The sequence below is a fragment of the Micromonospora sp. NPDC006431 genome, assembly GCF_042870725.1.
Classification (GTDB): Bacteria; Actinomycetota; Actinomycetes; order Mycobacteriales; family Micromonosporaceae; genus Micromonospora.
The window spans coordinates 272,299-291,212 of record NZ_JBIAHQ010000007.1; the positions used below are offsets into that span (position 1 = coordinate 272,299).

General features: G+C 71.5%; 17 protein-coding genes. 5 read left to right on the plus strand and 12 right to left on the minus strand.

The genetic code is table 11. The features are described 5' to 3' along the window. Positions 1-233 precede the first annotated feature (233 nt). Genes ACFYM6_RS15795 through ACFYM6_RS15830 form a run of 8 tightly spaced genes read right to left on the minus strand, consistent with a single transcriptional unit; the run spans position 234 to position 8,386 of the window. Complete coding sequence (locus ACFYM6_RS15795) at positions 234-1,442, minus strand: exo-alpha-sialidase (protein WP_387275966.1); 1,209 nt, start codon at positions 1,440-1,442, stop codon at positions 234-236. After that, entirely contained in the window at positions 1,439-2,236 is a 798-nt protein-coding gene (locus ACFYM6_RS15800; RefSeq protein ID WP_387275968.1) for an HpcH/HpaI aldolase/citrate lyase family protein, read from the minus strand. The genes ACFYM6_RS15795 and ACFYM6_RS15800 overlap by 4 nt, the downstream gene beginning before the upstream one ends. Before the next feature lie 20 nt (positions 2,237-2,256). After that, the gene (locus ACFYM6_RS15805; RefSeq protein ID WP_387275970.1) at positions 2,257-3,234 is read right to left on the minus strand and encodes an aldo/keto reductase; all 978 of its coding nucleotides are present in this window, start codon (positions 3,232-3,234) and stop codon (positions 2,257-2,259) included. After that, positions 3,231-4,079 (minus strand): ATP-binding cassette domain-containing protein, encoded by an 849-nt coding sequence (locus ACFYM6_RS15810; protein WP_387275971.1) that lies wholly within the window; start codon positions 4,077-4,079, stop codon positions 3,231-3,233. Before ACFYM6_RS15810 ends, ACFYM6_RS15805 begins: the two co-directional genes overlap by 4 nt. Next, a complete protein-coding gene (locus ACFYM6_RS15815) occupies positions 4,076-4,924 on the minus strand; it encodes an ABC transporter ATP-binding protein (protein WP_387275973.1) in 849 nt (282 codons plus the stop codon). Before ACFYM6_RS15815 ends, ACFYM6_RS15810 begins: the two co-directional genes overlap by 4 nt. Further along, positions 4,924-5,826, minus strand: a complete 903-nt coding sequence (locus ACFYM6_RS15820) for an ABC transporter permease (RefSeq protein ID WP_387275975.1) — start codon at positions 5,824-5,826, stop codon at positions 4,924-4,926. The genes ACFYM6_RS15815 and ACFYM6_RS15820 overlap by 1 nt, the downstream gene beginning before the upstream one ends. Further along, positions 5,823-6,755 carry an ABC transporter permease gene (locus ACFYM6_RS15825; RefSeq protein WP_387275977.1) on the minus strand — a complete coding sequence of 311 codons (933 nt, stop codon included), beginning with the start codon at positions 6,753-6,755 and terminating at the stop codon, positions 5,823-5,825. Before ACFYM6_RS15825 ends, ACFYM6_RS15820 begins: the two co-directional genes overlap by 4 nt. 8 nt (positions 6,756-6,763) lie before the next feature. Then, the gene (locus ACFYM6_RS15830) at positions 6,764-8,386 is read right to left on the minus strand and encodes an ABC transporter substrate-binding protein (RefSeq protein WP_387275978.1); all 1,623 of its coding nucleotides are present in this window, start codon (positions 8,384-8,386) and stop codon (positions 6,764-6,766) included. 227 nt (positions 8,387-8,613) lie between these two features. Here ACFYM6_RS15830 and ACFYM6_RS15835 point away from each other — a divergent pair, with 227 nt between their 5' ends. The 5 genes from ACFYM6_RS15835 to ACFYM6_RS15855 all read left to right on the plus strand — a co-directional run bounded on the left by ACFYM6_RS15835 (position 8,614) and on the right by ACFYM6_RS15855 (position 15,037). Continuing rightward, positions 8,614-9,828 (plus strand): four-carbon acid sugar kinase family protein, encoded by a 1,215-nt coding sequence (locus tag ACFYM6_RS15835; protein ID WP_387275980.1) that lies wholly within the window; start codon positions 8,614-8,616, stop codon positions 9,826-9,828. Positions 9,829-9,838: 10 nt separating this feature from the next. Further along, entirely contained in the window at positions 9,839-10,843 is a 1,005-nt protein-coding gene (gene pdxA, locus ACFYM6_RS15840) for a 4-hydroxythreonine-4-phosphate dehydrogenase PdxA (RefSeq protein ID WP_387275982.1), read from the plus strand. Between the two features lie 24 nt (positions 10,844-10,867). After that, on the plus strand, positions 10,868-11,659 hold the full coding sequence (locus ACFYM6_RS15845) for a DeoR/GlpR family DNA-binding transcription regulator (protein ID WP_387275984.1): 792 nt from the start codon (positions 10,868-10,870) through the stop codon (positions 11,657-11,659). 178 nt (positions 11,660-11,837) lie between these two features. After that, entirely contained in the window at positions 11,838-13,181 is a 1,344-nt protein-coding gene (locus ACFYM6_RS15850; protein WP_387275986.1) for a glycoside hydrolase family 18 protein, read from the plus strand. A 233-nt stretch (positions 13,182-13,414) separates the two neighbouring features. Next, positions 13,415-15,037 carry a hypothetical protein gene (locus ACFYM6_RS15855; protein WP_387276037.1) on the plus strand — a complete coding sequence of 541 codons (1,623 nt, stop codon included), beginning with the start codon at positions 13,415-13,417 and terminating at the stop codon, positions 15,035-15,037. A gap of 69 nt (positions 15,038-15,106) precedes the next feature. Here the strand turns inward: ACFYM6_RS15855 and tnpB are convergent, their stop codons facing one another. The 4 genes from tnpB to ACFYM6_RS15875 form a co-directional block, all read right to left on the minus strand. Then, positions 15,107-16,102 (minus strand): IS607 family element RNA-guided endonuclease TnpB, encoded by a 996-nt coding sequence (gene tnpB / locus ACFYM6_RS15860; protein WP_387276039.1) that lies wholly within the window; start codon positions 16,100-16,102, stop codon positions 15,107-15,109. Next, on the minus strand, positions 16,072-16,557 hold the full coding sequence (locus tag ACFYM6_RS15865) for a helix-turn-helix domain-containing protein (protein WP_387275988.1): 486 nt from the start codon (positions 16,555-16,557) through the stop codon (positions 16,072-16,074). Before ACFYM6_RS15865 ends, tnpB begins: the two co-directional genes overlap by 31 nt. Then, a complete protein-coding gene (locus tag ACFYM6_RS15870; RefSeq protein WP_387275990.1) occupies positions 16,554-17,126 on the minus strand; it encodes an IS607 family transposase in 573 nt (190 codons plus the stop codon). Before ACFYM6_RS15870 ends, ACFYM6_RS15865 begins: the two co-directional genes overlap by 4 nt. A 64-nt stretch (positions 17,127-17,190) precedes the next feature. Beyond that, complete coding sequence (locus ACFYM6_RS15875) at positions 17,191-18,828, minus strand: glycoside hydrolase family 10 protein (RefSeq protein WP_387275992.1); 1,638 nt, start codon at positions 18,826-18,828, stop codon at positions 17,191-17,193. Between the last annotated feature and the right edge of the window lie 86 nt (positions 18,829-18,914).

Genomic DNA, 18,914 nt, shown 5'->3' on the forward strand with positions numbered 1-18,914 from the left:
CGCCGGCTCCGCCACCGGAACTCCGGCTGTCCGGCCTACCGTCGGCGCCGTTCACCCCGTCGGGCTCCCCCATGAAGCATCAGTAGCCAGCAGCGAACCCACTACACCCCCGCGCTGCGGCAAAGATACGTACCCGAACTGACTCGACGGGTTCCGCCGATGCCGGCACCGGCTGTGAAACAGGCACGAAACCGGCCGGCCCGGCCGGGAGCTGGCCAGGCGTCGACTTCCGCCTAGTCGCGTTCCCCGACCGCTTCAGTCCGCGACATCCGGGCGGGGACGCGCAGGTAACGGATCGCCCGCCGGTGGTGGGTGAACGCGACGTGCAGGTCCCCCGCGCTGTCCACCACCAGCGACGGGTAGCTCAGCTCCCGGTTGATCCCGTCGCGGGAGTTGTTCGACAGGGCGTACCCGTCACCGTCGGCCAGCAGCCAGCGCCGCGGCCAGGTCGAGCCGTCGTCGGCGGAGACGGCGAGGACCAGCGGTGCCCGGGGTGCGCCCCAGAAGGCGGTCCGGTCACCGTCACCGTCCTCGACCGCCCGCACCTGCGGGACGGCATCCTCGACGATGCCCGCTCCGTCGATCTCGTCGTACAGCGAGACCCGCCGGGCCACCGCGTCGCGGCGGCTGCTGTCGTTGAACGCCAGGGCGGTCAGGCCGCCGGGCAACGCGACCGCCTGGATCGAGGAGTTGTTGTTCGGCAACCCGACGGGGTGCGGCGGCTGCCAGGTGATCCCGTCCGGCGAGCCGCTGCGGTACACGTGGTCGGCCCAGCGGCTGCGGAAGTAGGCGGTCAGGCCCCCGCCGGGCCGCGGCACGATGTTCATGTGGACCCGCCCGGTCGATGCCGGCACCGGCACCTCCTGCCAGCTGCCACCGCCGTCGTCGGAGAACCAGACGCTGCTCGTGTCGTGTTCCCCGCTCCACGCCCGACCGGCCACCCTCGGGCAGGCGAACGTCGGCAGCAGCCACCGCCCCGACGGCAGGACGACCGGGGGCTGCCGCACGAAGACGCCGCCGTGCGGGGACGACAGCAGGTCCCGCACCGGCCCCCAGGTGCGGCCCGAGTCGACGGACACGCGAGCCCGGACAACCGCGGTGTCCTGGTCCCCGGCGTGCTGCGCGGTGTGCAGCAGCCACAGCTCGCCGGTGGGCGCGGCGAACAGCACCGGATTCTGCTCGGAGCGGGTGGCGTCGTCGCTGAGTCGCACCGGATCGCGCCACCGGTCGGTGCCGGCCGGCAGGCGGGCGAACCAGACACTGATGTCGGCCACTCCCTCCTGCGTACCGCCGAACCACACACAGCCCAGGTCGCCGTCGGGCAGCACCGCCAGGTTGGCCGCGTGGGACTGCACCGTCCGGGTGGGCAGGTACGCCTCGCCGAAGCCGTCCGGTCGGGCCCGCACCAGCCCGTCGATGGCCGGTGCCGCGGGGCTGCTCATCCCGCACCGCCGGCGGCCTTCAGGTGGTCGGCCGCCGCACGTTCCAGGTGTACGAGGTCCGAGGAGACCGTCGCGAACGTGAAGCCTTCGGCCAGTCGGCGGGCGGCGTCCGCACCGGCCGGGGTGTGGATCCCCGCCGCCACGCCCACCTCGGCAGCGGCCCGGCTGATCCTCCGCAGCGCTGCCTCGAACACCTCCGCCACCGCCGGGTCGCCCGGGTACGCCCCGCCGACCGCCAGGCACAGGTCCGAGGGGCCGACGTAGACGCCGGTGAGACCCGGCACGGCGCAGATCTTCTCGACGTTGTCCAACCCCTCCGGGGTCTCGATCATGGCCAGACAGGCGACCGACGCGTCGGCCTCCGCCGGCACCGGGCCCACCCGCAGCGCGGAGCGCATCGGCCCGTACGACCGGACGCCGCGCGGCGGGTACGTCGCCGCGGCCACCGCGCGCGCCGCGTCGTCCGCCGAGCTGACCAGCGGCACGATCACCCCGGCGGCGCCGGCGTCGAGGGCCTGGCCGATGTGGAACGGGTCGTTCGCCCCGACCCGCACCATCCCCACCGAGCCGCCACCGGCGTCGATCGCGGTCAGGGCGCGCAGGATCCCGCCGTACTCGACCAGTCCGTGCTGGGCGTCGATGCAGACGTAGTCGTAGCCCAGCCGGGCGATACGCTCGGTGGACACCGGCGAGTCCATGATCACCCAGTAGCCCAGCGCGCGCTCGCGGCGGCGGAGCCGGTCGGTGAAGGCGCGGGCGGTGGGCCGGGCGGCTGGCGGTTGCTCGGTGGTCACGATGGTCCTTCCTGGGTGGGTCAGCGGTTGTAGGCGGGCATCGGGCCGGCGAGGACGCGGCCGACCTCGTCGCAGGCGTCGAGCACGTCGCGCGGCAGCGGCCCGCGGGCCGCGGCCTGGATGTTGTCGCGCAGCTGCTGCGGCTTGGACCCGCCGAGCAGGACCGACGTCACCACCTCCCGGGACAGCAGCCAGCGCAGCGACAGCTCGGGCAGCGGTATCCCGGCGCCGTCGGCGATGCGCGACAGCCCCTCCACCGCCTCGAAGATCGGCCGGTTCCAGTACCGGTCGCGGTACATGCCCGACAGCGCGGAGCTGCCGAACCGGCCCTCGATCGGCGCCGTGTCGAACGAGTGCCGGCCGGTCAGCAGGCCACCGCCGAGCGGGTTGTAGACGACCGTGGCCAGTTCGTGGGTCCGCGCGTACTCGACGTACTCGTCCTCGATGCGTCGGGCCACCAGGTTGTACAGCTGCTGCGCCACGACGGGCCGCGGCGCGCCGGCGGCCGCGCACGCCGCCGCGACGTCGCTGATCTGCCACGCCGCGTAGTTCGACACCCCGATCGCCCCGGCCAGTCCGTCGCGGACCAGGTCGGCGAGCGCCTCGGCGGTCTCCTCCAGCGGCACCGACCGGTCCGGCTGGTGCAGGTAGAACAGGTCGACCCGGTCGGTGCCGAGCCGGCGCAGGCTGGCCTCGAGGGAGGCCCGGACGCCCTTGCGGGACAGCAGCGGGTGGCCGTCGGCGTCCCCCGGGTAGATGCCGGCCTTGGTGGCCACGGTGACCTGGTCCCAGCGGCCCCGCAGGATCTCGCCGAGCATCTGCTCGCTGCGGCCGCCGGCGTAGCCGTTGGCGGTGTCGAAGGAGGTCAGGCCGTGGTCCAGGGCCACGTCGACCATGGCCCGGGCGGTGTCCAGGTCGGCGGTGTCGCCGAAGGTCATGGTGCCCAGCACGAGTTCGGGCAGCGGGCGGCGCAGCCCGGTCAGCGGGGTGTGCCTCATGACGCCACCGCGCTCTCCGCCGCCCGGGCCGCCGCGACCTGCCGGACCATCTCGCGGGGTTTGCGGCCGGTGATCAGCGCCGGCTCCAGGACGCTGCGGCGCAGCCGCCGGGTGTACTCGTCCCGGGGCCGCTGTAGGACCTCCTCCGTCGGGCCCTGTTCGACGACCCGGCCGGTGCGCAGCACCAGCACCTCGTCGCTCACCGCCCGCACCACTCCCAGGTTGTGCGAGATGAACAGGAACGTCAGGCCCTGCTCCCGCCGCAGCGTGCCGAGAATGTCGAGGACCTGCGCCTGCACGGAGACGTCGAGGGCGCTGGTCGCCTCGTCGCAGACCAGCAGGTCGGGCTCGGACGCCAGCGCCCGGGCGATGCCGATGCGCTGGCGTTGGCCGCCGGAGAACTCGTGCGGCCGGCGGTGCAGTGCCGAGCGGGGCAGGCCGACCCGGTCGAGCAGCTCGGCCGCCCGCCGCTCCCGGACGCTGCGCGACCGTTCGCCGCGTACGGCGATCGGCTCCGCCACGATCTGCTGAGCGTCCAGGTGCGGGTCGAGCGAACCGTACGGGTCCTGGAAGACCATCTGGATACGGTGCCGCAGCGGTCGCAGCTGCCGCTCGGTGAGGCCGGCCAGGTCGACGCCGTCGAAGGTGATCGACCCGGCGGCCGGCTTGACCAGCCGGACCAGGGCACGGGCGATGGTCGACTTGCCCGAGCCGGACTCGCCCACCACGGCCAGCGAGCCGCCGCGGGGGATCCGGAAGGAGACGTCGTCGACCGCGCGCTGCAGCCCCGGGCCGTGGCCGTACTCCACCACGAGCCCACGAACGTCGAGCAGGGGCTGGTTCATGACACGCCTTCCTTCGTCACCTGCGGCCGCGGCACGGCCGGCGTTCCCGGGTCGTCCCACGACCCGAGCTTCGGCAGCGCCGCCAGCAGCTTCCTGGTGTACGGGTGCTGGGGCCGGTCGATCACGTCCTCCACGGCGCCGCTCTCCACGAACCGGCCGGACTGCATCACGTGCACCCGGTCGCTCATCAGCCGGGCGACGCCGAGGTCGTGGGTGATGAGCAGCATCGCGGCGCCGGTGCGTTCCTGGATCTCCAGCAGCAGGTCCAGGATGCCGGCCTGCACCGTCACGTCCAGCGCCGAGGTGGGCTCGTCGGCGACGATGAGGTCGGCCTCGGCCGACAGCGCCATGGCGATCAGGACCCGCTGGAGCATCCCGCCGGAGAGCTGGTGCGGGTAGGACTTCAGCCGCCGCTCCGGCTGGCTGAGGTGGACCGCCCGCAGCAGGTCGAGGACCCGCTCGCGGGCCTGCGCCTTCGAGACGCCGCGGTGCGACAGCCGGATCGCCTCGGTCATCTGCCGGCCGATGGTGGCGATCGGGCTGAGCGCTGTCATCGGGTCCTGCGGGATCAGCGCCACCGTCCGGCCGCGCAGGGCGGCGACATGCCGCCGGCTGCCGATCACGTCCCGCCCGGCGATCTCCGCGTGGCCGCCGACGACGGCGAGGTCGTCCGGCAGCAGCCGGAGCAGGGCCATCGCCGTGGTCGACTTGCCGGAGCCGGACTCGCCGATGATCGTCACCGTCTCGCCGGGATCGATGCTGAAGCTGACCCCGTCGACCGCCCGCAGCGCGCCGAGCCCCGTCATCAGGTCGACGGTCAGGTCCCGCACAGTGAGCACGGCCATCAGGAGGTCACCGCCTTCGCGCGCCGCACCCGGTCGCGCAGTCCGTCCCCGAGCAGATTGACGCCGAGCACGAGCAGGGCGATCGCGACGCCGGGGATGGTGACCAGCCACCACGCGCCGGTGACGAAGAGTTCGCGGCCGTCGGAGATGATGCCGCCCCAGGTCGGGTAGGGACGCTGCACGCCGGCGCCGAGGAAGCTGAGCGCGCTCTCCAGCAGCACCGCCTGGGCGAGCAGCAGGAGCACCACGACCAGGGTCTGGGACAGGATGTTCGGGATGATGTGCCGGGCGATGATGCGCAGCCGGCCGAGCCCGAGGACCCGGGCGGCGGCCACGTACGGTTTCTCCCGTTCGACCAGCACGAGCGCCCGGGTCAGCCGGGCCGGTTCGGGCCACTGGGCGACGGCGATCACCAGGGTGATGACGAGGATCGACGGGCCGAACAGCGCCACGACGAGCAGCAGCATCAGCAGCAGCGGCAGGGACATCTGCGCCTCGAGCAGGCGCGAGATGACGGTGTCCACCCACCCGCCGAAGTAGCCGGCGGCGGCGCCGGCCACGATGCCGATCAGCCCGGACAGCAGGATCGCCAGCAGCCCGATGAGCAGCGAGGTCTGCCCGCCGTGCAGGATGCGCGAGAGCAGGTCGCGGCCGTTGGGGTCGGTGCCGAGCAGGTGCCCGGGGCTCAGCGGCGGCAGCGAGGTCTCCCGGAGCACGCCGTGCACCGGGTCGGGCAGCGGCAGGACGCGGGCGAGGGCCACCGGGACCACGACGACCCCCGTGCACAGCGCGCCGGCCCACATCTTGATCGTGCTGTAGCGGGCCTTGCGCGCCGCCGCCGACCGGCGCAGCACCTTGGGCGGGACGGCGGTACGGGTGGGAGAGACGGCCAGATCGCTCATCGGCGGGCCTCCTGAAGCCGGACGCGGGGATCCATGAGGGGGTAGAGCATGTCCACCAGGAGTTGGACCAGCAGGGCGAGCACCACCGTCACCAGCACCGTCGCCTGGATCAGCGGGAAGTCCCGCCGTTCCAGGGCGTCCACCACCAGCTCGCCGACCCCGGGCCACTTGAAGACGACCTCGACGATCACCACGCCGTTGAGCATGGCGGCGAAGCGGGTGCCCAGCGCCGTGACCACCGGGATGGACGAGTTGGCGAAGGCGTACCGCCAGGTCAGGCGACGCTCGGAGACGCCGCGGGACCGGGCGATGGTGACGTACGGGGCGTTGAGGTTGGTCACCATCTCGCGCCGGACGAGCCGCGAGATGAGGGCCACCTGCAGGATGACGATGGTCAGGCAGGGCAGCACGATCGAGCTCATCGAGGTGAACCCGGACGGCGGGAACCACTGCAGGTTCACCGCGAAGACGATCAGCAGCACGAAGCCGATCCAGAAGTCCGGCATCGACTGCCCGGCGATGGTCGCGATGTTGGCGCCGAGTTCCCCGGCGGTGTTGCCCCGGCGGGCCATCCACACCCCGAGCGGGATGGCCAGCAGGGCGGTCACGGCGATGGCCGCGACGGCGAGCGTGATGGTGTACGGCAGGCGGTCCAGCACCACCTGCAGCGCGGACTGGCGGAACTGGAACGACTCGCCGATGTCCCCGCGCAGCAGGTGCTGCAGGTAGGTCAGGTACTGCCCGAGGACGGGCTGGTCGAGCCCGAACTCGTGCCGTACCGCCGCCAGTTGCTCGCTGGACGGGTTGGGTGGCGCGTAGTTCACCGCCGGGTCGCCGGGCGCCATGCGCAGCAGGACGAAGACGACGGTGACGGTGAACCACGCGGTGAGCACCGTCTGGAGGAGGCGCTTGAGGAGGTAGCGGGGCATGGCGCTGCTCAGCCTGACACCCGGACCTTGGACAGGTCGTAGGAGTTGGCGGGGGAAAGCTCGAGGCTGGTGACCCGCCTGCGCTTGGCCAGGACGTTGTCCGGGGTCCAGGCCCACATGGCCGGCCAGAGCGCCCAGATCTTCTCCTGGGCCTGCTTGAGCAGCGCGTCCCGCTTGGCGGCGTCGGGTTCCGAGCCGGCCTGGTCGATCAGTCCGCTGATCTCCGGGAAGACGAAGCCGTGGTAGCTGTCCCGGGTCTTCTCCTTCTCGGCGGTGCCGCCGTACTGGCCCTGCAGGTTGGTGATGGCCAGGCCGGTCTGGTTGCCGTAGCCGTTGCCGAGGACGTCCCATTCGCCGGCCTCGCCGCGGCGCCAGGCGTTGATCTCACCACCCTTGGGAATCTCCTTCAGCTTCACCGTCACACCGACGTCGCCGAGCATGCTGACCAGCGCCTCCATCACCCGGGCGGCGCCGGCGAACTCGGACTCCTCCCAGATGAAGGTGAGGTCGAGCTTCGACACACCCTCGGCGGCCAGCATCTGCTTGGCCTTTGCCGGGTCGAAGGCGTACTGGCCGGTGCGGACGAAACCGGCGAGGGTCTTGGGCACCACGCCTTCGGCGGAGCTGACCACCCCGTTCATCAGGCTGGAGATCAGCGCGTCGTGGTCGACGGCGTGGCTGAGCGCCTCCCGGACCTTGGGGTTGGTCAGCGGGTGACCGGCCGGCTTGCGGAAGTTGTAGAAGAGGTGGATCAGGCGGGTGCCCGGCTCCTGGATGAGCTCGATGTCGTTGTTCTTCTTCAGCGCCGCCGCCGACTCGGGGGTGATGGTGTCGATGACGTCGGCCTGACCGGACGTGATCGCGATGACCCGCCCGCCCTCCTCCTCCTGGTAGGAGATGTTCACCTCGTCGAGGAGGGCCTTCTCGCCCCAGTAGTTCTCGTTGCGGACGAGGCGGTAGGTGCCGGTGCCGGAGTCGGCGGAGGCGACCTTGAAGGGGCCCGTGCCGATGCCCTCGCGCAGTTCCTCCGGCTTGTTGGCCTTGGCCGGCGTGATGAGGATGTTCGACATCAGGGAGTCGAGCGTCACCAGCGGCTTGCTGGTGGTGAGCGTGAAGGTGCGGTCATCGATCTTCGTAAACACGGGCTGCTCGGGGAACTGGGCGGCGACGAAGCTCGCCTTCACCTGGAAGTAGTACTTGAGCGCCGTCTCGACATCCTCGACGGTGACCGGCGACTTGTCCGAGTAGTGGATGTCGTTGCGGAGCTTCACGGTCCACGTGGTGGGTGCGGTGAGCTCGAACGACTCGGCCAGCACCAGCTCGGGCTTGAGGTTCTGACCGATCCGGGTCAGGGCCTGCCGGACGGCGCGCTGGACGGTGACCGCGGCGTCGTACTGGTTGAGCTTGTTGTCGAGGCTCACCAGGTTGCGGTTGAGCACGATGCTGAGCTTGCCGCCGCCCCCGGACCCGGTGGCGCCGCCGGCACCCTGCGGCCCCGCGCAGGCGCTCAGCGCCGAGCCGACGACGGTACCCGCGCCCACGAGGCCGGCGAACTGCAGGAGCGCCCGGCGGGAGATCCCCCGACCGGGGCCGGCGCCGGTGGCGCCGCTCATCCCGACCTTGTCGGACATGAATTCCTCCTTGTGGTGGTTGGCAACATATGTCCGTTGTGACGGACGCCACTGGTGGTGGAGCCACGATGGCACAGTTGCGCGTTCTGCGCAATGGCGCTAGCGTCTTTCGCGTCGCTGAACGCATCCGAGCCGGAGGCCGGTCCCCCGGCCGAGCCCTCGCGCGGGATGCCGCGACTCTGGATCGAAAGAGCAGTTCGCAGGCGCATTCAAGGGGAGGTGAGGGGATGCCGGAGCTGACCGTCGTGGCCGATGACCTGAGTGGAGCCGCCGAGGCCGCCGCCACCTTCCTGTTGCGCACAACGCGCATCTCGGTGCTCCTCGGCCACGAACCTCCACCACGCGGGCCAGCGGACACCGCCACCCCGCCGCGCGTCGTGGCGGTCGACACCGCCACCCGGGCCCTGCACCCGGCCGACGCAGCCGACCGGATTAAGTCACTGCTCACCGGGCAGCCGGGCGGAACCGTCCTGAAGAAGGTGGACTCTCTACTCCGCGGCAACCTCGCCGCCGAGGTGGCGGCCCTGCACGCCGCCCTCGGTGCCACCCCGGTCGTCGCCACCGCACTTCCCGCCGCCGGGCGGATCGTGGTCGACGGCGTACTGCACGTCCGCGGCGTCCCGCTGCACGAAACCGGCCTCTGGCACGCCGAAGAACGACCCGCCCCGCGCGACCTCGCCGCGGCGCTCGCGCCCCTGCCGACCCACACGGTGCCCCTCACCGTCGTACGCGGCGGCCCCCAGGACCTGGCCCGCTCCCTGGCGGCGGCGATCGCGGCCGGGCTCGTACCGGTCTGCGACGCCGCGACCGACGCCGACCTCGACACCGTCTGCGCCGCGGCGCGCCTGGCCACCGAACGGCCGTTGCTGGTCGGCTCCGCCGGGCTCGCCGCCGCGGCAGCCCGCGGCATGGCACCGGACCCCGACCACGCCGCTGACCCCACCGACGCTCTGCCGGCCGCCGGCGCGGTGCTGGTCGTCGCCGGGACCGCCGCCCCCACCATTCGAACTCAGCTCGCCACGCTCGCCCCTCGGGCCGACGTCGTGCTGCGCCTCGACCCCGAGGCCCTGCTGGCCGACCCGGCCGCCGCGGCCCACCAGGTGGCCGCCCGCCTGGACGGCGCCCGCTGCGCGGCGGTCACCATCGACGGCCGCGCCGGGATCCGTCCCCACCTCGCGACGCGGCTGGCGACCGCCCTCGCCGACGCCGTGGCGCCGTCGACCATGGACGGACGCGCCCTCGTGCTCACCGGCGGCGAGACCGCCCGCGCGGTCCTCGACCGGCTCGGCGTCGCGCGCCTGCGACCCGTTGCCGAGCGGGAAGGCGCCGTGCTCTCGCGTACCGACACGGGGCGCGTCGTGGTGACCCGCCCGGGCAGCTTCGGCGGCCCCACCTCCCTCACCGACCTCGTCCGCATCGTGCTGTCCGAGCACGTGACCTGAAGGAGCCGAGATGGCCAGCAGTCCCTACATCGCCGTCACCATGGGCGACGGCGCCGGAATCGGCCCCGAGATCATCGTGCGGGCGCTGCTCGACCCCCAGGTCTCGGCGACAGCCCGGTGCGTCGTCATCGGCGACGCGGCCCGCCTACGGCAGGCCGCCGGCATCGTCGGGCTCGATCCGGAGATCGTCCCCGTGACCGGCGCGACCGACGCCGAGTTCACCCCCGGCCGGATCAACGTCATCGACCTGGGACTGCTGCCGGCCGACCTGCCGTTCGGCCGGATGTCGCCGGTGGCCGGCGACGCCGCGTACCACTACGTGCGGGTGGCCAGCGAGCTGGCGATGGCGGGCGAGGTGCAGGCCATCTGCACGGCCCCGCTGAACAAGGAGGCGCTGCACGCGGGCGGGCACGTCTTCCCCGGCCACACCGAACTGCTCGCCCAGCTCACCGGGACCGCCGAGGTGTCGATGATGCTGTCGACGCCGAAGGTCAAGGTCATCCACGTGACCACCCACATCGGCCTCATCGACGCCGTGGAGCGCATCGAGCCGGGGCTGGTGGAGCGGACCATCCGGCGTGGTCACCAGGCCATGGTGGACGCGGGTGTGCCCGCACCCCGCATCGGGGTCTGCGGCATCAACCCGCACGCCGGCGAGAACGGCCTGTTCGGCCGGGGCGAGGAGGAGTCGAAGATCGTCCCCGCCGTCCAGGCCTGCCGGACCGACGGGATCGACGTGCAGGGCCCGCTGCCCGCGGACACGCTCTTCTTCCTCGCCGGACGCGGTGATCACGACCTGGTGGTGGCGATGTACCACGACCAGGGCCACGGCCCGGTGAAGGTGCTGGGCCTGGAGGCGGGCGTGAACATCACCGTCGGCCTGCCCGTCATCCGCACCTCGGTCGACCACGGCACCGCGTTCGACATCGCCGGCAAGGGGATCGCCGACCACCGATCCATGATCGAGGCGTTGCGGCTCGCCGTCGAGATGGCGCCGCAGCCGGTCGCCGGTTGACTCCTCGGATAAGGTGCGCATGACATGAGCAGGCAGAGATCGTCGCAACGACGCGACCAGATCGTGCAGATGGCCGCTTCCAACGGACTGGCCAGTGTGGAGGAACTCTCCGCCAAGCTGGGCGTGACCCCCTCCACGATCCGGCGCGATCTCGCGCTGCTCACCACCCAGGGCAAACTCGCCCGCACCTACGGCGGCGCCCTCAGCCTGGAGCCGCACCCGGAGGCCTCGCTACGTCAGCGCCTCGGCGAGGCGTACGCCGCCAAACGGGCGATCGCGGCCTGGGCGGCCGAGCAGATCGTCCCCGGCGAGAGCGTCCTGCTCGACGCCGGGTCGACGACGGCCGCCCTGGCCCAGATCCTCACCGGGTTCACCAACCTGTCCGTCTCCACCATCGGCCTGACCGCCCTGGAGGTCCTGGCCGAGGCGGAGCACCTCGAGGTCGTCCTCCTCGGGGGCCGGCTGCGGACGCTGAGCCAGAGCTTCGTCGGACCGGTCACCGAGTCGGCGCTGGAGCGGATGTCGTTCGACCGCGCCTTCATGGGCGCCGACGGCGTACGCGCCGACCGGGGCATCAACGAGAAGGACCTCGAACAGACGCGGCTGAAGGAGCTCATGATGAGCCGCGCCGATCATGTCTACGTCCTGGTGCACGGGGCCAAGCTGGGCCAGGCGCCCTTCCACGCGTGGGCGGTCATGCCACCCCGATGGACCCTCGTGACAGACGACTCCGCGCCCGACGGCGAGGTGGCCAAGTTCCGCGACAAGGGCATCCAGGTGGTCATCGTCGAGCCGGCCCCGACCGGCGCCGCCTGAGGCAGCGAAGCTGGGTCGGGCTCCCCGCGGGTCCGAACGGAATTCGGTCCGAGCAGGATGCTGCGGCCTCGGCCAGCTGCCCGCATGTCGGCTCTTGACCGTCGACCGTGGCCGGCTTAGCTTCGTCAATCAGAAAGGTCTCTTAACTAATTCGGCCTCATCCCTCGTGGGAGTGCCCATGCGATCGTTCCGTCACCGCCACCTCACCGCCCTCGTCGCCCTGGCGACCGTGCTGGTCACCGCCACCCCGGCGACCGCCGCGAGCGCGCCGGACAACCCGAACCGTCGGGCCGGCCACCTCCACGTCGGCTACTTCACCCAGTGGGGGATCTACGGCCGGGCCTTCCCGGTCAAGAAGCTGGACACCTCCGGGGCGGCGAGCCGCCTCACCCACGTCAACTACGCCTTCGGCAACGTGAGCGAGGATGGGCGCTGCTACGTGGACGGTGGGCCGGGCGAGGGTGACGCCTGGGCCGACTACCAGCGCCCCGTGCCGGCGGAGGAGAGCGTCGACGGCGTCGCCGACGCCTGGGGCGAACCGCTCAACGGCAACCTCGGCCAGCTGGCCAAGCTGAAGGCCAAGCACCGCGACCTGAAGGTGATGATCTCGCTCGGTGGCTGGAGCTGGTCGACGTACTTCTCGAACGCCGCCCGCACCGACGCCTCCCGCCGGGCGTTCGTCGCCTCCTGCATCGACCTCTACCTCAAGGGGAACCTCCCGGTCCTGGACGGCGGCAGTGGCGGCCCGGCCGCGGCCGCCGGCGTCTTCGACGGCATCGACCTGGACTGGGAGTGGCCGAACTGGCCGGGTGAGCCGGGCAACGTGGTCCGCCCGGAGGACCGGCAGAACTTCACCAAGCTGCTCGGCGAGTTCCGCCGGCAACTGGACGCGTACGGCCGGCAGACCCGCAAGCACTACGAGCTGACCGCCTTCCTGCCGGCCAACCCGGCAGCCATGGACGCCGGATACGAGGGCCGCAAGATCTTCCAGTACCTGGACTTCGCCAGCGTGCAGGGATACGACTTCCACGGCGCCTGGGACGCGGTGACCAACCAGCAGTCGGCGCTGCGCGTGCCGGCGGGAGCACCGGACAGCCCCGACTTCTCCGCCGAGGTGGCGATCGACGGCTGGGTCGCTCGCGGTGCACCACGTGACAAACTGGTCCTCGGCATCCCGTACTACGGCCGGGGCTGGACCGGCGTCACCGGCGGCGGGAACGGCCTGTTCCAGCCCGCGGCCGGGCCCGCGCCGGCCACCTTCGAGGCCGGCTACGAGGACTACCGGCGGCTCAAGGCCCTGGCCGGCGAGGGCTTCACCATCCACCGCGACGTTCGCGCCGGGCACGCCTGGTTGTTCGACGGCACGACGTTCTGGACGTACGACGACCCGGCAGTCGTGCTGCAGAAGACGCGATACATCCGCCGGGCCGGCCTGGCCGGAGCAATGGTCTGGTCGCTGGACGGCGACGACGACAACGCCACGTTGACCAGGGCAATCAGCCTCGGACTGGCGACCCCGTAGCCGCACCTCGCCCCCGGGACGCTCCCGCGGCACCCAGCGATCCCCACCGGCCCGTCACCGACCGAATTTCTCGGCCGGCGACGGGCCGGCGGCGTTCGGAAACACCCGCAACGGCCGGCCGAGGGTGGGCCGGGGCGACGGACGACCGATCTGATCGTTCAGCCCTATGCAACCGGCAAACACGGGAGAGTCGGCGCAGAGCCGCACGTACCGGAGGAGGACCCGTGCCACCAATGCACCGGCGGCTGTTGGCGCTGCTCGGGATCGCCGCGGCGGTCCCGCTGGCCGAGGTCTTCGTGCTGGTGCTGCTCGGGTTCATCCCGGCCGAGGGACTGGCGCCGCAGAGCACGGCGGTCTGGCCGTACGACTCCTACCACGACATGCGTTGGCTGCTGGTCTACCACAACTCGTGGCTCATGTTCGGCTCCGGCCTGCTGGGGCTGATCGCCCTGCGTGGAGTGCTGTCCGCGACGATCGTCAGCCTGGCCTGGCCGGCGCATGCGCCGCGACCGCCGTACCGGGCGCTTGTGCTGCGCAACGTCGGGGTAGCGGCGTTCGGAGCGGTCCTCGTCCTGCCGTACGCCGCCTACGCGATCGCAGCGTCGGTGGTCTCGCTGTCCTGGTTCCTGTTCGCCGCCCTCATTCCGATGCTGCTGCTCGCCCCCTTCCTACAGCGCATGTCGGTGGGCCCAGGGTGGTGGCGCGGATTACCGTCGATCGAACTGGTCGGCTGGTCGCTACTCGACTTCGTCGTGATCACCGTGCTCGGGGGGCTGGTGTGGCGCACACCGGAGGTGTGGACGCCCATTGTCACCATCGCCGCCGGCGCACTCAACGGTCTGCTCTGGCGGCAAACGGTGCACGCAGCCGTCCTGCAGAAGCGGATACGTTGGGCGCGGATGCCGGTCGCACCGATCGTCATGGTGCTGGCGCTGGCCGTCCCGCTGACGACGCAGGTGCTCTCCCAGCCCCGCAACCAGGCCAACACCGTCACGGCGCCGATTCTCAACCAGCCGCTGCCGCCGCAGGTGCCCTACGCGGTGATCCTGCTCGACGGGCACGACTCGGCGTACGACGGCCGGCCCGCGGCGGATCCGAACGTGGAGCCGTTCTCATACCTCGGCCTGGACTCAGCTGGCCGCCCGCGGCCGTACCGGTCGGACGCCACCCACCGGTCGCTGGAGTCCAGCTCGCAGCTGCTCGCCGCGCAGATCGAGACGCTCCACCAGCGCACCGGACGGCCGATCGCCCTGATCGCGCGGAGCGAGGGGGCGATGGTGGCCCGCACCTACCTGCGGGACCGGCCCGACTCTCCGGTGCGGGCGCTGGCGATGTTCAGCCCGCTGGTCCGCGCCGGGCGGACCTACTATCCCCCGCCGGAGGCCAACACCGGCTGGGGGCTGGCCGCGGGATGGCTGCTGCGGGTGATGTTCAAGGTGACGACCATCGGCAACCGGGCCGGCAGCACACCCGACGAGCCGTTCGTCCGCTCACTGCTGGACGGAGCGACCTTCTACCGCTACCAGATCCTGTGCCCGATCCCGGGCGTACGCGTCGTCGCCTTCCTGCCGACGGTGAGCGCCGCCGAGGCCCCACCCGGCCAGAAGCTCCAGATCCCGGTGGTCGAGGTGCCGACCTTCCACGCCGGAATCATCGGCCGGAAGGGCACCGACGACGTGCTGATCAGCTTCCTCGCCGGCGCGAACGTCAACCACCCCCGCCAGGAGTTCGGCCCACTCCAGCAGCTGGGGGACGCCTGGCATGCCCCCGCCCTGGCGATCCAGCTGAATCCGGTCTGGCGGCCCACCGCGCCACCCGGCCGGCCGTTCACACCGACCCGATTCTGCCGCACCTGATGCCGTTGCTAATCTTCTAGTCGAATACCAGCATTCCGGGTGTTTCCACTCGGAAGGTCCGTGACGGTGTCACCGAAGTGTGAGTGCTTCGGTGTCCTGTTGACGGTCTCGCGTTTCCTCCTGCCGCTGGTGCGGCAGGGTTGCGCCACCTGCCCGCTCACCCGTGGCCTTGCGGCTGCGGGTGGTGGCGCGGGTCTTGCGGTCGGCTCCACGCGGGTTCGACGCTTGCGCGTCCTGGGCTCCGGCCACTCCGGTACCAGTTGTTACGGCCGTCGCGAGGGCGGCGAGGTTGCGGGCTGCGTTCTCGTCCCGGTCGATGACCAGACTGCAGGCGTCGCAGGTGAAGACTCGGACGTGCAGCGGCAGTTTGGCTTTCACCACGCGGCAGTTCGAGCAGGTTTTGGACGACGGGTACCAGCGGTTGGCGACGACGGTTTCGCCGCCGGCCCAGCCGGTCTTGTAGGTGATCTGGCGGCGGATCTCAGCGAACCCGGCGTCGGCGATCTTGCGGGCCAGGCGGCGGTTACGGAGCATGCCGGCCACGTTGAGGTCTTCGACCACGACGGTGGCGTACTCCGCGGTGATGGCGGTGGTGAGTTTATGCAGGCCGTCCTGCCGCAGATTCGCCACCCGGTGGTGCACGCGGTTACGTTCGGCGTTGGCGATCGCCCACCGCCTGGACGGCTTGCCCCCGGTGCGCCGGTCCGGACCCTGACGGCGGGAGACCCGGCGAGCCAGCCGCTTGAGGTGCTTGAGCGCGCCGTCGTAGTGCGCCGGGTTCGGCACGAACTGGACCTCACCCGCGGAGTCAGCCATCACGGCGAGGCACTTGACGCCGAGATCCACGCCTACGACCACGCCGGGCCGGGCGGCGGTGCGCGCTTTCTTGCTGACCTCGACCTGGAACGAGCAGAACCACCGGCCCCGCTCGAAGCTGACGGTGGCCGACAGGACGCGGGCGGTACCGTTCGCGATGCGGCGTTGCAGCTTGCGGGTGGATTCGTGGGTGCGGATCGTTCCGAGTCGGGGCAGGGTTACGTGGCGGCGGTCCGGCTCGACGCGGATGGCGCCGGTGGTGAACCGGCAGGCGAGCCGCGCGGTGTGCTTGGACTCCGCCGGGGCATGCCCACACGCTTGCCTTTACGCTTGCCCTGCTTGGACTTGGCGTAGTTGTCGAACGCCGCAGCCGCGTTCGCCAGGCCCGTGCTGTACGCCTCCTTGGAGTTCTCCTCCCACCAGTCAGCGAACCTGCAATCGGTGTGCTTGGCCTGGTTGAACGCCTTTCGTAGGGCGGGCAGTGACCACGTCCGCCACTCGGTGAGCTGGTCGTCGGGCACGCCGTAGGAGGCCTCTGCCTTGCGTTGCCACCAGGACGCCGATACCCACGACACGGCCCAGTTGTAGGCGGCCCGCGCCGCGCCGCAGTGCGACCGAAGCGCCTTCTCCTGCACCGCGCCTGGATCGAGCGCGAACCGGTAGGCCTGCACGACGAAACCGGGCCGCGGCTGGAACTTCTTCACTCGGCGTCCTCACCGGTCGCCACGGCCACGGCCCGGGCCGCACGGTCCTTCGCCGCCCGCTGCCCGTACAGCCGGGCACACATCGAGGTCAACACCTCGGTAATGTCCCGAACCAGGTCGCTGGTGGTCCCCTGTGAACTCAGGACAACCACACGCCGCCCGGTCGCGGACAACGCGGATTCCAGGTGTTCGACACCGAACCGGGCAAGCCGATCCCGATGCTCGACCACGATCACCGCAGCGGTCGGGTCAGCCAGCACCCGGTCCAGCTTGCGCCGCCTACCGTCGAGCCCGGACCCGATCTCCTTGACAACCTCACCGACGGCCAGGCCCCGCGCGTTGGCGCCCTCCACAACCCGGATGGCCTGACGGTCCAGGTCGTCCTTCTGCTCGGCAGAGGACACACGGCAGTACGCGACCACACGACCTTCGGCGCTCGCGGGCTCCGTCACGATCCACGTCCCGGAGGGCGCCTGGCGGACCGGGACGGGCATCTTTCCGTCCTTCACCCACCGCCACGCGGTCTGATAGCTCACCCCCTGCCGGCGAGCCCACTCCGAAAGCTTCACACGACCACAATAGACGACCACACTCGACCATGTTTGAGCATAAAATGGCGAACAGCCGTCAGCCCTACGTCGCGGCGACCGACACCGGCGTGCTGAGCCGGCCCTCGTTCCCGCTGCGATCCAGCCCCGACACGCAGTAGGACAGGGATCGGCCGGTCGGGGCGGCGCGGTCGACCCAGCCGCCACCACGGGCAGTGCCGACGAGCCGGGCCACCTCGGCGTCCACCCGGTAGACGGCGAAGCTCGCCGCGCCCTCCCCGCGCCAGGTCAGCACCACCCCGCCCCCGTCCGCCCGGCGTACGCCCGTAACCTCCGGCGCGGCGGGCGGCGCCGCCGGCAGCTGCGCCATCGTGGGCACCAGCGCCGGGCCGGCGTAGTGCGCCTCGCTGTACCGGCTGACCGCCCCGAGCTTGTCGGCGCGCACCTGCTTGGCGCTGAAGTGCACGCTGCCGCTCACCCCGTGCCGCTGGTTGAGGGCGAGCTGGCGGTCCAACTCGGCCGGGTCGCGCCAGGCGCCGCGCTCGCCCACCCGGTAGTCGGCCTGGCCGATGTAGAGCTGCACCCGGGTGCCCCGCACCGTTGCCGCCCACCACGGCAGCAGCTTGGCGTAGTCGGCCTTGCCGAACCCGATGTGCCAGTAGAGCTGCGGCACGACGTAGTCCAGCCACTGCTCCCGTACCCACAGTCGGGTGTCGGCATAGATGTCGTCGTAGCTCTGCAACCCGGCTGTCGCCGAGCCGGCCGGGTCGGTGCGCTTGTTACGCCAGATACCGAACGGGCTGATACCGAACTTCACCCACGGCTTGATCGCCTTGATCCGCTCGCTCATCTCCCGGACCAGCGTGTTCACGTTGTCGCGGCGCCAGGCGGCCTTGTCCGCGAACCCTCGGCCGTAGCGGGCGAACGCCGCGCCGTCCGGAAAGTCCTGCCCGGCCTCCGGGTACGGGTAGAAGAAATCGTCGAAGTGCACCCCGTCGACGTTGTACCGCTGCACCGCCTCCAGCATCGAGTCCTCGACGAACTTGCGCGCCTCCGGCACACCCGGGTTGAAGTAGAGGCGGCTGCCGGGCCGGTCAGCGCTCGGATAGGTCACCACCCAGTCGCGGTGTCGGCGCAGCGGATGGGCCGGCGCGAGCTGGTCCAGTCTCGGGCCGGGCCCGCCGACCGTGGCCGGCTGCCCACCCCGGTACGGGTTGAACCAGGCGTGGAACTCCAGGTTGCGGGCGTGCGCCTCGGCGACCATGAACTCCATCGGGTCCCAGCCCGGGTCGCGGCCGTCGCGGCTCCCGGTCAGCCACTGTGACCACGGCGCGTACCTGGACGGCCAGAGCGCGTCCCCACTCGGCCGCACGTGCACGAACACCGCGTTGTGGTTGCGCCGCACGGCCAGGTCGAGCCAGCTTCGGAACTCGGCCCGCACCGTCTCGGCGGGCAGTCCGGGCCGGCTCGGCCAGTCGATGTTGTTGACCGTCGTGATCCACATGCCGCGCAACTCGCGGGGTGCCCGCGCCGGCCGGCCGGCGCAGGTCGGGGTGCCGGAGGCCGCCACATCGCCCTGCTCCAGTGCACCGCCGCCGCCGGCAACCCGCCCACGCAGCGACCAGGCGCCGAGCGCGACCGCCACGGCGAGCGAGACAACCACCACGACGAGGGTCTGGGTCCGGCGGCGGAACCGGGGAGCGGGCGGATCGGCGGCAGGCATCGGCCCAGTCTGCCCGGTGCGGTCCGCCGGATGAGCAGTTCGGCCGTTACTTAACAGCCAGCTAAGGCGAGACGGTTCCCGCGAAT

Bases quoted from the DNA above. Each gene is read 5' to 3' on its own strand.
- ACFYM6_RS15795 (WP_387275966.1), bottom strand. From the start codon at position 1,442: ATGAGCAGCCCCGCGGCACCGGCCATCGACGGGCTGGTGCGGGCCCGA.
- ACFYM6_RS15805 (WP_387275970.1), bottom strand. From the start codon at position 3,234: ATGAGGCACACCCCGCTGACCGGGCTGCGCCGCCCGCTGCCCGAACTC.
- ACFYM6_RS15810 (WP_387275971.1), bottom strand. From the start codon at position 4,079: ATGAACCAGCCCCTGCTCGACGTTCGTGGGCTCGTGGTGGAGTACGGC.
- ACFYM6_RS15815 (WP_387275973.1), bottom strand. From the start codon at position 4,924: ATGGCCGTGCTCACTGTGCGGGACCTGACCGTCGACCTGATGACGGGG.
- ACFYM6_RS15820 (WP_387275975.1), bottom strand. From the start codon at position 5,826: ATGAGCGATCTGGCCGTCTCTCCCACCCGTACCGCCGTCCCGCCCAAG.
- ACFYM6_RS15825 (WP_387275977.1), bottom strand. From the start codon at position 6,755: ATGCCCCGCTACCTCCTCAAGCGCCTCCTCCAGACGGTGCTCACCGCG.
- ACFYM6_RS15830 (WP_387275978.1), bottom strand. From the start codon at position 8,386: ATGTCCGACAAGGTCGGGATGAGCGGCGCCACCGGCGCCGGCCCCGGT.
- ACFYM6_RS15835 (WP_387275980.1), top strand. From the start codon at position 8,614: ATGCCGGAGCTGACCGTCGTGGCCGATGACCTGAGTGGAGCCGCCGAG.
- pdxA (WP_387275982.1), top strand. From the start codon at position 9,839: ATGGCCAGCAGTCCCTACATCGCCGTCACCATGGGCGACGGCGCCGGA.
- ACFYM6_RS15845 (WP_387275984.1), top strand. From the start codon at position 10,868: ATGAGCAGGCAGAGATCGTCGCAACGACGCGACCAGATCGTGCAGATG.
- ACFYM6_RS15850 (WP_387275986.1), top strand. From the start codon at position 11,838: ATGCGATCGTTCCGTCACCGCCACCTCACCGCCCTCGTCGCCCTGGCG.
- ACFYM6_RS15855 (WP_387276037.1), top strand. From the start codon at position 13,415: ATGCACCGGCGGCTGTTGGCGCTGCTCGGGATCGCCGCGGCGGTCCCG.
- ACFYM6_RS15875 (WP_387275992.1), bottom strand. From the start codon at position 18,828: ATGCCTGCCGCCGATCCGCCCGCTCCCCGGTTCCGCCGCCGGACCCAG.